Origin of the sequence: Prevotella sp. C561, from assembly GCF_000224595.1 — a bacterium.
Lineage (GTDB): Bacteria > Bacteroidota > Bacteroidia > Bacteroidales > Bacteroidaceae > Prevotella > Prevotella jejuni.
In genome coordinates, this window is sequence record NZ_JH114165.1 from 1 (window position 1) to 11,688 (window position 11,688).

8 protein-coding genes and 1 pseudogene are annotated in these 11,688 nt (G+C 44.1%); 7 read left to right on the plus strand and 2 right to left on the minus strand.

The window, feature by feature from the left end; all coding sequences use genetic code 11:
- Positions 1-109: 109 nt before the first annotated feature.
- Together HMPREF0666_RS18345 and HMPREF0666_RS15520 are read left to right on the plus strand one after the other, a co-directional pair.
- Positions 110-296 (plus strand): annotated as a pseudogene (locus HMPREF0666_RS18345) (hypothetical protein).
- Positions 297-392: 96 nt separating this feature from the next.
- Positions 393-1,046 carry an erythromycin esterase family protein gene (locus HMPREF0666_RS15520; RefSeq protein ID WP_009013338.1) on the plus strand — a complete coding sequence of 218 codons (654 nt, stop codon included), beginning with the start codon at positions 393-395 and terminating at the stop codon, positions 1,044-1,046.
- Between the two features lie 90 nt (positions 1,047-1,136).
- On the opposite strand, the gene HMPREF0666_RS15525 is transcribed toward HMPREF0666_RS15520, so the two are convergent.
- A complete protein-coding gene (locus HMPREF0666_RS15525) occupies positions 1,137-4,538 on the minus strand; it encodes a glycosyltransferase (RefSeq protein ID WP_009013339.1) in 3,402 nt (1,133 codons plus the stop codon).
- A 2,447-nt stretch (positions 4,539-6,985) separates the two neighbouring features.
- Between HMPREF0666_RS15525 and HMPREF0666_RS15530 the strand changes: the two genes are divergently transcribed.
- The 5 genes from HMPREF0666_RS15530 (at position 6,986) to HMPREF0666_RS15550 (ending at position 10,467) form a co-directional block, all read left to right on the plus strand.
- On the plus strand, positions 6,986-7,297 hold the full coding sequence (locus tag HMPREF0666_RS15530) for a T9SS type A sorting domain-containing protein (protein WP_009013340.1): 312 nt from the start codon (positions 6,986-6,988) through the stop codon (positions 7,295-7,297).
- A gap of 46 nt (positions 7,298-7,343) precedes the next feature.
- The gene (locus HMPREF0666_RS15535) at positions 7,344-7,892 is read left to right on the plus strand and encodes an RNA polymerase sigma factor (RefSeq protein WP_042856518.1); all 549 of its coding nucleotides are present in this window, start codon (positions 7,344-7,346) and stop codon (positions 7,890-7,892) included.
- 68 nt (positions 7,893-7,960) lie between these two features.
- Entirely contained in the window at positions 7,961-8,356 is a 396-nt protein-coding gene (locus tag HMPREF0666_RS15540; protein ID WP_009013342.1) for a hypothetical protein, read from the plus strand.
- A 16-nt stretch (positions 8,357-8,372) separates the two neighbouring features.
- Complete coding sequence (locus HMPREF0666_RS15545; RefSeq protein ID WP_042856519.1) at positions 8,373-8,816, plus strand: hypothetical protein; 444 nt, start codon at positions 8,373-8,375, stop codon at positions 8,814-8,816.
- Positions 8,817-8,949: 133 nt separating this feature from the next.
- Positions 8,950-10,467, plus strand: a complete 1,518-nt coding sequence (locus tag HMPREF0666_RS15550; protein WP_009013344.1) for a glycoside hydrolase family 10 protein — start codon at positions 8,950-8,952, stop codon at positions 10,465-10,467.
- Positions 10,468-11,110: 643 nt separating this feature from the next.
- On the opposite strand, the gene HMPREF0666_RS15555 is transcribed toward HMPREF0666_RS15550, so the two are convergent.
- Positions 11,111-11,688, minus strand: a 578-nt coding sequence (locus HMPREF0666_RS15555) for a transposase (protein WP_009013346.1), incomplete at its 5' end; no start/stop codon positions are given.

Here is an 11,688-nt window from a genome sequence, read left to right on the forward strand (position 1 = left end):
CCAGCCAAGTGGATCAAGACATCAAGGCGGTATGTGCTGAATAATCTATACCTGTAATTATGCTTACGCAGATGTTTTCCAGACTGATTTTGGATAGTGCCTACAACTTATGGGAATGATATTGTGTATTGCCTCAAGTCACATTGTGGGGTAAGGGGATATTGTAGGCAGAAGTGGGTGCTTCAAGTTCAAATTATCTGCAAATTCAGTAATGAGAGGACGTGTAAAACGCAATAAGAACCTTCAAGGGCTTAGTTGCGGATTTGAGGTTAAATAAAATATATGAGAACTGCTAATATCGAATTGAATACATTGTTCAATGCCGATGTCTTTGGCCTGAAAATGTACCAAGTTATTTTTTAATCATTACTAAGCTACTTTCTGATGACGAAATGGCCTGTTTTGACTTTATCTTAAAGCTGAATGTACAGCATCAGCAGACTCCTTCTTTTGAAAGGTATGCCCAGCGTGACTCTACGATGGCTCTCTCTGCGAAGTTCTTGATAGATAGGTGTGCCAAAGATAAGCGTGAGAAGGTGTTTATCTATTCCCATGCCATACACGTAAACCCTGTGTCTACCTATCCTGCCGTACCTTGCCAGCCTATGGGAAATTATCTGCGAAAGGCGTATGGCGACGACTATTGTCCCTTACTCCTCGTCACAGAAGGTGGCGATGCGATTGCGACAGATATAACATTCGGCATGAAGGACGCTGCAATAAACAAAGCACCAGCTAATAGTTTAGAGTATTGTCTTAACACTTCGACCGACGCTTCTGTCTATCTCCCCATGACTCCTGCTTTCAACCGACTGATACCGATACGCTTTAAGGGTGCCTATCATGTCTTACAAGAGTTCTTCCCCATCAATGTCTATCAACGGTTTAATGGTGTCTTCTTCGTGAAGCACGATGAAAAGAACAATGTCCATATTCATCAAACGAGCTTGGAAGATGGTAGTAAACTGGCTATAACGAACATGAAACAGCGAAAACAGCTCCTTAAAGAGATGGAGGACAGATTAAAAACCATGGAGAATAAGTAACTTGTCGTAGATAGCTTAATAAAAAGCCCTCCTCCCTGTTTGTATGGAGACACTTATGGATTACCACCCTTAGCAGCAAGGGTAAGGCTGCTACTCACCAACGTGGCCGGTGCGTTTGAGGACACCCCATGTCTGCAGCTCGCCCTTAATTGCTTTGAGATAACTCTTGAAGAGGACGTAATACATAATCCAACGATAGAAGAAACGTTGCGGGATAACCCATAGGAGTACCCATAACCGCTCGCCTTCAAAGATGTAAGCCATGATAGACACACTTGCGTCAATGAGAAGGAAGATGAGATAATAGAAGAATATCTGCAAGGCATTGCCAGAGAAGAGACCAATGAGCATCAGTACATCTGCCAATGGTGAGAAGGTTGGGATGATATACTGGAAGATAAGCATATTAGGCATAGCCCACAACCCGAAGCCCTTCTTCGATGGAGAGAAGAGTGAGGAGCGATGTTTCCAAAAGGCTTGCATCACTCCAAAGCACCAACGGATACGTTGCTTAACAAACTGGCGGAGTGTCTCAGGAGCTTCTGTCATTGCCACAGCATAGTTCTCGTTCTCGATGATGTAACCATGTTCGTTGATACTCATCGTCAGGTCGCAGTCTTCTGCTAAGGTGTCAGTGGTAAATCCTCCCACCTCTTCAATCACCTCTTTACGGAATGCACCGATAGCACCAGGTACAACGGTAATGGCATTGATGTTAGAGTAAGCCATGCGATCAAAGTTCTGACTGCTGGTGTATTCAATAGCTTGCCAGTAGGTAAGCATATTCCTTTGGTTACCCACCTTCACGTTTCCTGCCACTGCACCAATGCGTTTATCCTTGTCAGCAATGAAGTGCTTCATCAGTCTACTTACTGCATCCTGCTTCAGCTGAGTATCGGCATCAATACAAACCACATACTCTGAGCGACAAGCAGCGATACCATAATTCAGTGCCGAAGCCTTACCACCATTCTTCTTAGCGAGTACAGTAACCTTATCATCGGTATCGAAAGCCTCACGCACACGTTCGAGGGTATGGTCTTTACTACCATCATCGACGAAGTAGATATGTAGGTTCGGGTAGTCTTGTTGCTTGAGCGTAGTGATGGTGCGCACGATATTCACCTCTTCATTATAACCCGGTACGATGATAGAAACAGCTGGTGCCGTAGCAGCATCAATCGGTGCATAGTTGCGTCGGTTCTCTGCTCGCTTCTCTCTGAACGTCAACACGTACATGAACACGAGGCGCATCATACCCAAGACAAGGAAGACAAGGAAGAGAGCCGTGAGGAAGTCGGATACATGATAAATCATCTCTGCCAGCCAGAGGTTGGTTTGCATGGCATAGTAAGCCTTTCCCTTATTGATAGCAGGCATCAGGGTTTGCTTGTTCATCCCTAAGTATTGTTCCAAAGAGATGAACTGATAACCTTCATGTTGTAGGGTCTCAATGATACGAGGGAGGGCTTCTATCGTAGGTTTACGTGTGTCACCACCCGCATCATGGAGCAAGATGATATGTCCGTCTTCATGGTGCACACCATCAATGACACGTTGGTAAATCTGGTCAGCCGTTACGCCCTGTTGCCAGTCATTAGGGTCGATAGACTCACCCACAAAGAGGTAGTTGCGTCGACTTGCCACTATCATTGGCCATATCTCCTCATGGTCTGTCGGGTCGGCATCGGCATTGTATGGAGCACGGAACAGGATTGTACTATGTCCTGTGACGCTCTCTATCAACATTCTTGTCAACTTCAACTCGGCATAAGAGCGGTTGTCGGAGTTCTCAATCATGTTATGGTGGGTGAAGGTATGGTTGCCGATAGTGTGCCCAGCGTCATATACTTGCTTCACCAAAGGCAGGTTCTTTTCCATCTGCAGTCCCACCATGAAGAACGCAGCAGGGACATTATATTTCTTCAGCGTACTCAACACGGTAGGTGTCCAGCGGCTGTCTGGTCCGTCGTCGAAGGTGATAACGAGTTGTTTATCCTTACATTTACCAAGTCGTTGGATGGTATATGTTGACGGAAGGGAGTGATAATACTCCTCAGAGATAAGGCGGTTATCCTTATCTATTGTCACTGATATATTTCCAGGGTGCGGCTCCGTTGTTACTTCCAGCACCTCTCCAGATCCAACGAAATTAACATCATCGGTGCCGTTAAGCTGCATCAGCTTCTTAACAGACATCCTTGCCACATTCTCCCACGACATATCCTTACCGTAGAAGCGCCATATACGTTTGTCTTCAGTACCCAAACGCCACAGACCATAGCCTGCGAGATGATATTCAGCACCAAAGCGCATGATATTAAAGGTGGTCGCTGCATCAGTAAAGAACACCTGATGAATCTTTCCATCATCAGTGTTTTGATACGAGAAGTTAACGTTGTAGGTGTCATCATCGAACTTTACCTTTGCATCTGCGTCCAGTGCGGTAGCCATTGTTTGGTCGAATGATACCGTCGAAGCCGTTTCCCCATTAGGCCAGTCATATCCGTAAGTTGCCATACCGAGTACTATCTTGTCGTTCGGGACGTTCTTAGCCGCCCAGTCGGTAGCTTTCTCCACCCAACGTTGCGAACTGACAGCTCCTGGCTGACTCCCCATATTATGTTCATCGTAGGCCATGAGGAAAAGATAGTCATTATACTTAGCCAGTTCCTGCATGTTATAATCCTCGTTGAAAGGTGCAACAGCCTGTGTTACATAGAGTCCATTTGCATGGAAAACACGTGCGAAGTCTTTGACTAACTCAACGAGGAGGTCGTTGTCTTGTATGTCGAGTTCCTCTAAGTCAAGGTTGATACCTGCAAAACCATAATGTTTACATTTCTTGACCATCTCATTGATGAGTGCTGTACGCTTCTTCCTATCACGCATGATACGTCCGATACCTTCTGGATGGAAGTCGGAGTTGTAGTTATTCGTGAGCATTGGAAGGATAGGGATACCAGCCTTACGCATCAAGCGCAGCGCCTGCTTGTCAAGCCTATATTCCACCTTGTCGGTCTTAGGATTGATAAAGAACCACTCAGGCAACACCATATTCAGGTGTCGTATATTGTTCTTCAGAGAGATGTAAGCATGCTTATCCCAGTTAACATACCATGCCGAGCGCACACCAATCCGTGGATCGTCCCACTCCCGAAAGTATTTCTGCGTCAGACTGTCCGCCTTCCCCACAAATCGTTGCTTCTTGATGGTAGCTTTCGCATAGTTATTATGCATCTTCTTCTCCTTGAAGAAGTCACGAAACGACTTATAGAGTGTTGCCGTCTTGTTGTCCTTGGTATAAGGAGATGAGGCTGACACCGCATTTCGATAGTCGTGATGGAAAGGCATCTGTGGGCTACCCTCCAAGGCAAACATTGCTAAAAAAACGATTCCAAAGAGTGAGAGAATCGTAAGGACTACACGTAGGGTCCACTTAAAATAACTCCAACGCTGACGGGAGTCTGTCTGAAATACTTGCTTGCTCATTGTCTTGTCTGTTATCTGAAAGCAATTCTTACTGTTTATAAGAGAATGTCTTATAAACGTCCTTTGTATCTTTTACCATGCAAAAGTACAATAATTCTTATAAAAAGAAACATTTTGGGGGATAATTATTGGGTGGTGGCTGTTGGGTGTTGGGTGTTGGGTGTTGGGTGATGATGAATTGTTGTGATGGGCGATGAAGGGTGGGGGAGGATTTTAGCCTTTGGTTCTTTTGAATTATGAAGGGGGTGATGGTGCCATAGAAAAGGAGGAATTATTACAGCTTATATACGAGTTTTTTTTATAATTAAGTTGCTGTCACTTTTAACATTTCGTGTAACCCTACTGTGAGTGAATGGGTTAGACAAGGTTATAGCATGACAGATATGACAGGAAAGTTGGTTTTTGTTTTTTCGCCTGTCGATGGTTGCCTGTCCTACTTCAAGGGGTTTTATTGCTGCGAGGTGGTCTTTTCCTCTTTTGTTTCCTAATCTCTTCGGCCTTGCTCTGTCTGCTTTGTTTGTGGGGTAACGACGGTTGATTTGTTCCACCTTATATATTATAAGGAAATGAGGGGATATAATATAAGAAAACAAGAAAAAGTCTACTATAATTGCACATCGCCTTTGATGTAAATCAAGAATTAACTGATAGATTGTTATTTTTTGCTGTTTAATTTTGATGATATGTGTATTATTCCTACCTTTGCATTGTAATTCAAGAGCGACATAGCTGATTACAAGGTTTAGTCTTTTACAGGTATTGAAGATTGCTCAGGATTATTCATGTTAGAAAGAAGATTTGTTTAGGTTAGTAATAGATTTAGGTTTTTAGTTATATTTTAGGTAAAGATTGAGAAAAATCAGCGTCGGGAGACGATGGTAATTCGGAGATAACGGTAGAGCTGACGCTCTTCCGTTTTTTTGTGACTAAGTTAACGAGGGACAGGGTAACGATGTAAGTTAACAAGGTTGACGAGTAGACGGGTGAACAGGTTGCTTGGAATAGAAGACAAGGTAACAGATGAACAAGTTCGGGGAGTAACATGGCAAGTTGACAAGTTGACAGTTGACGGGTGAACAAGTTGTGTGTGAAAGAAGACAAGGTAACAGATGAACAAGTTCGGGGAGTAACATTGTAAGTTGACAAGTTGACAGTTGACGGGTGAACAAGTTGCTTGTGTTAGAAGACAAGGTAACAGATGAACAAGTTCGGGGAGTAACAGGGCAGGTTGACAAGTTGACGAGTAGACGGGTTAACAGGTTGCGTGTGAAGGAAGACAAGGTAACAGATGAACAAGTTCGGGGAGTAACAGAGAGGTAAAGATGGGATAGTAACATAAATAAGAATGTGATGATGATAAATATAAGGCTATTCTAATAATATAATAAGGCTATTCTAATAATATAATAAGGCTATTCTAATAATATAATAAGGCTATTCTAATAATATAGTAAGGCTATTCTAATAATATAATAAGGCTATTCTAATAATATAATAAGGTTATAGTGATAATACAAATAAGGTTATGCTGATAGTACAAAAAGGGCTATGGTGATAGTACAAATAAGGTTCTTCCGTTAAATGTGTGGACGCTTTTCGTAGTGCTTTAACGTAAGAGCCAAAGTTACTCATTAAACAAAAATATAGCTGAGACAGTCAACTATCTATCCTATTTTCATCCTCTTTCATTGAAAATCTTTTCGTTTTAAGACTTCGAAAATCTGCAGATAAGGGGTTGAAAAATCATTACATAAATTCAAGGAAAATACCTATAACTAACGACAAAAATACACACATGAAGCAGGTTTGCAATCAACAGGATATCAATTAGTTACTAAGTATAAAGTAAAAGGTGCTTAGTTGGACTTCAAAAGGGCGTTAGCAAGGGTCTTAAAGAGCATCTTCTGCAACCCAAAAGGGCGTCTTTTAGAAGCCAAAAGAGCATGTATTCAAAATTATGATGTGAAAAATTATAACAGAATAATAAGTTATTAGCCTAATTAGCCCAATTGGACTAAATAGTCTAATTAGGCTAATAGGAATAAATTGTTTATAGACGACAGATAGACATCACACCTAATTACATTTATCATATAGTTTACCCCTCCCTTATAAAGCAATCTTATTAGAGGTAGGCTTACCATGTATGTGGATTAATCTCATTCTATTAACAATCTACACATTTAACGGAAGAACCACAAATAAGGCTATGCTGATAATATCATAAGGATATGCTAAAGATACAATATGGCTATGTTGATAATGCAATAAGGCAATGCTGATAATATAAATAAGGTGTCAAGGAGAACGCAGGAGGGGGTTTAGAAGGACAAGAGAAGGATTGTGTTTGTTTATTAATAATTATTAAATCTTCCCCCTCTAAGGCAATAAAGCTCATTATCTACTTGAAATTTACTATCTTTGTGGCTGACATAAAAGCATAATCTATGATAAAAAAGATATTTACTCCTTTCCTTTTCACATTACTACTATCTGTTGGCTTCACCTCAACAGTACAGGCGCGCACAGCGATAGACCTGATTGACTTAGATGTTCAGACAATCTCTATCTCTGTCCTCGGCAACGTCTTGCATGTCGTTGGGGCCGAAGACGAACAGCTGTCAGTATATAATGTGACGGGAGTACGCGTGATGAGCGTGAAAGTTGACGGTGGCGATAAGCATTACACACTCAATTTCCCAAAGGGTTGTTATATTGTTAAGGTGGGCAACGTAGTACGTAAGGTCTCTATCCGATAAACGGCTGATACGTCCACACACGTTCTTATCCGACATCTGAAGCGCAGTGTCCTCCCTTGATGAAGATGAAGTGATTCGCTTGTTGGCGAGTCCTGAAGGAAGACGGAAGGTTTTCCCCATGATTGTTGACCAGTACGGTGAGCCGCTGTACTGGAAGATTCGTAGTATTGTACTTACTCATGACGATGCCGATGACGTGTTGCAAAACACGTTCTTAAAGGCTTGGAAGAATCTTCCTACATTCGAAGGACGGTCGAAACTGTCTACTTGGCTCTATCGTATCGCTATCAATGAGGCCCTCGATTTCCTACGTCGTCAGAAGGCTATGACGCTTGCCAGTGCTGATGCCGACCTGACTATTGCCAACCAGCTCATGGCTGATGACTACTTTGATGGCGATAGGTCGCAGGCTTTGTTACAGCAGGCTATAGCCATGCTCCCCGATGTTCAACGTACGGTGTTCACCCTTCGTTACTATGACGAGATGAAGTATTCGGAGATGAGCGAGCTCTTAGGGACGAGCGAGGGGTCGTTAAAGGCCTCCTATCATGTTGCTGTACAGAAGGTTACAGACTATCTGAAACGCAATGAGTAATATTCTCTCCTTAATGATTAAACCATTTCTTCTTTCTGTAGTCTAAGTTATATCAAAGAAAAAACTTTATGGAATCAACGAATCACTTACAAACGCAATATGGCAATAAACGTCCCTTCACGGTGCCTGACGGTTACTTCTCTGACCTGTCAACACGTGTGATGGAGCAGCTGTCGGCTGTGGAACAGAAGGAGACTACACACCCTACGACCGTTCGTCGTACCACCTTCCGTTATCTTCGTCCGTTGGCTGCTGCAGCCGTGACGGTGGGTATCGTACTGGTGGGCTTCCTCTCTTATCATGCCTTCGAGGGTCAGCAGGACGAGAGCGTATTGGCAGGACACAATGGGGCGAAGGCATCGACAGCACTATCGGCCACTTCAGAGGACGGATTCGACCAGGCTGCCGACTATTTCATGATTGACGAGTCGGATATGTATGCTTACATGGAAAACGATCAATAGAAAGGAGGATACCGATATGAGACTGAAAAGAATAATCCTTATGCTTTGTCTTATCCTCAACGCAGCCTTTGTCTGTGCACAAGGGCGCTTCGACCCGAACAAGGTAAGACTGGAGACGCATAAATTCATTACAAAAGAGGCTAATCTAAGTGCACAGGAAGCGTCGCGCTTCTTCCTCATCTATGATGAGATGCGTAGTAAACAACGAGTCTATTTCGACCGCCTTCGCACCCTTCATAACACCAAACCGAAGTCGGCACGAGAGGCAAGTGACATCATAACAAAGTCGGATATGCTCGAAATACAATTAAAGCATATAGAACAACGTTATCATGTAGAGATGCTAAAGGTGATACCTGCCGAGAAACTACTCCAAATATTAGAGGCCGAACGGCGCTTCCATCGACAGATGTTCAGGAAGATGGCTGGAGAAGGAAAGGGTCGACGGGAGAATCATTAAATAGGTTATAAGAAACAAGTAGATGTGATTTCAATGCCTTGACGGCCTGTGGTGGTGTGTAAATACCGCACCATCAGCTTCTTATGGAGCAGAGACAGGTAGCAAGGCTACTCTTTATAAATGCTAAAAAGACATGAGACAGTTTAATTCTCTAATGAGATTATTGATTGCCGCAGTGGTGTTCATCGGGCTTAGCTACGCTACATCCGCACAGGCACAGCCTAAGAAACGAGAGTTCCGTGGTGCGTGGATTCAGTGTGTCAACGGTCAGTTCCAAGGACTCGGCACACAGGAGATGCAGCGTACGTTACGTTATCAGTTAGACGAACTAAGGAAGGATGGGGTCAACGCCATCATCTTTCAGGTGCGTCCGGAGTGTGATGCCCTCTATGCGAGTAAGTATGAACCGTGGAGCAAGTTCCTCTCCGGCCGACAAGGTACACCTCCTTATCCTTACTGGGACCCGTTGCAATGGATGATCGACGAGTGCCACAAGCGGGGTATGGAGCTACATGCGTGGATCAATCCCTATCGTGCTAAGACGAAGAACACCAATCAGCTTGCTGTCAACCATGTAGCCATAACCCACCCCGACCGTGTCTTCTCTTACGATGGGCAGTATATCCTCAATCCGGCCCTACCTGAGAATCGCAATTACATCTGTACGGTGGTGGACGATATCGTGAGCCGTTACGATGTCGACGGACTCCATATTGACGATTACTTCTATCCCTATCCGGCTGCAGGACAGACCATTCCCGACCAGCAGAACTTCCAACGTGACAGACGAGGGTTTACGAATATCAATGATTGGAGACGTAATAATGTGGACCTCTTCGTCAAGCAGTTGGGTGAAACTATCCATCGTCGTAAGCCTTGGGTGAAGTTTGGTGTGTCGCCTTTCGGCATCTATCGCAACCAAAAGAGCGACCCACGCATTGGCAGTCGAACTAATGGTTTGCAGAACTATGACGACCTCTACGCCGATGTCCTTAAGTGGGTTAACAACGGATGGATAGACTACTGTGTGCCACAGCTCTATTGGGAGATTGGCAATAAGGCTGCCGACTATAAGGAGCTCATTGGCTGGTGGAACCGTAATGCGGCTAAGCGACCATTATATATAGGTGAGGATGTGCTGCGCACGGTGAAGTTTGCCGACCCACAGAACCCTAACTCTAATCAGCTACCAGCGAAACGTCGCTTGCATCAGCAGTCGGCTAACGTCAATGGTACTGTCCTTTGGTATGCGAAGTCGGTGGTCGATAACCCCGGTAACTACGGTACGCTCTTGCGCACAAACTACTGGCGTTATCCTGCTCTGCAGCCTTCTATGCCGTTCATCGACGATGATGCACCGTCAAAACCTAAGCGGGTGAAGGCTCGACATGAGGACGATGGCTATTACCTCACATGGAAGGCTCCGAGGGGTGAAGGCTGGAACGATGCTCCTTACCGATATGTTGTCTATTGTTTCCAACCGCATGAACCTATCAATCTCGACGACCCGTCGAAGATTGTCGCTATGCCTTACGAGAATAGACTGCGCCTCAACTATCAAGGTGGACAAACGAAATACGTCTTTGTTGTCACTGCCCTCGACCGCATGAGTAACGAGAGTAGCGGAAAGAAAAAGAAAGTGAAGCTGTAAGGCTTCACTTTTTTTGTGACAGGGTAGGGACAGGGTAAGGAGGATAAGGGGACAAGGTATGAGAAAGACAGGATAACAGATGAACAAGTTCTGGGAGTAACAGAGGGCTGAGAGAGGGACTGGGTATGTTTAAGACAGGGATAGGGTATGAGAAAGACAGGGTAACAGATGAACAGGTTTGATGAGTAACAGAGGGCTGAGATAGGACAGGGTATGTTTGAGACAGGAGTAGGGTATGAGAAAGACAGGGTAACGTGGCAAGTTGACAGGTGGACGAGTAGACGGGTAAACAAGCTGCTTGTAATAGGAGACAGGGTAACAGATGAACAAGTTCTGGGAGTAACAGAGGGTTGAGACAGGGATAGGGTATGGTTGAGACATGGTAACAGAGGAACAGAGAACACAGGGCTCATAGAAAGCGCTGGTCCTTCTGTCCCCTGCTGTTCAGGCCTACGAGGCACTGCCTCGTAGCTCTCCCTCCGTCCGTTTGGCATCCCTTCTCCTTCTTTCAGCAGGCCAAAAGGGGTAACCTCACATACTAACTACCAGTTGGCCCCTCCCCCTGAGGGTGTGTCAAAATTGATACATCCTCTTTTTATTCTTCCTTTACCTTGTCTACCACATAATTCATTATTTACTGTAGCTATGCTGCTAATTTCATATAAAATGATTTGTTGGGCTTTAAATAGACTATATAAACTTGTATAGAGCATCTGAAGGTGACTAAAAGTAGCTCCATAACGGCTTTTAGTTCCTTGAGATTGGTTCTTCTACACATTTTCCCTATGTTAAAGGCAATAGCAAAGAAGGCAAAGTCCATATTGACCTTGTCTTTTCCAAAATGCCTAAACCTCTTATAGGCTTTATTATATTTTGTTTGTCCAAAAACAGCTTCAGGTTCTATGCACCTTCGTCCTCGATGCTTGATGCCTTCTTCTGAGGTCAGTAGTTCCCGTGCCTTTTGTTTATAGTGCTGTAGTTGGTGGTTTACTTCTATAATTCTGTTTCCTCTTGCCTTAAAACATGAGCCTCTCAACGGACAACCATCACAGCGTTCTGCCTGATAACGTACGCTGTAAGTAACGAATCCATTAGAGGTTAGGGAACGCTTCATACCTATACGCTTCATATGCTGTCCCATAGGGCAGACGTAGAAATCCTGTTCCTTATTATAATAAAGGCTTGCGGGACTGAATGGGTTAGGTGTGTAGCGTGGGCGCT

Excerpts from the sequence above, each read along its gene's own strand:
- HMPREF0666_RS15520 (WP_009013338.1), top strand. The coding sequence starts at position 393 with ATGGCCTGTTTTGACTTTATCTTAAAGCTGAATGTACAGCATCAGCAG.
- HMPREF0666_RS15525 (WP_009013339.1), bottom strand. The coding sequence starts at position 4,538 with ATGAGCAAGCAAGTATTTCAGACAGACTCCCGTCAGCGTTGGAGTTAT.
- HMPREF0666_RS15530 (WP_009013340.1), top strand. The coding sequence starts at position 6,986 with ATGATAAAAAAGATATTTACTCCTTTCCTTTTCACATTACTACTATCT.
- HMPREF0666_RS15540 (WP_009013342.1), top strand. The coding sequence starts at position 7,961 with ATGGAATCAACGAATCACTTACAAACGCAATATGGCAATAAACGTCCC.
- HMPREF0666_RS15545 (WP_042856519.1), top strand. The coding sequence starts at position 8,373 with ATGAGACTGAAAAGAATAATCCTTATGCTTTGTCTTATCCTCAACGCA.
- HMPREF0666_RS15550 (WP_009013344.1), top strand. The coding sequence starts at position 8,950 with ATGAGACAGTTTAATTCTCTAATGAGATTATTGATTGCCGCAGTGGTG.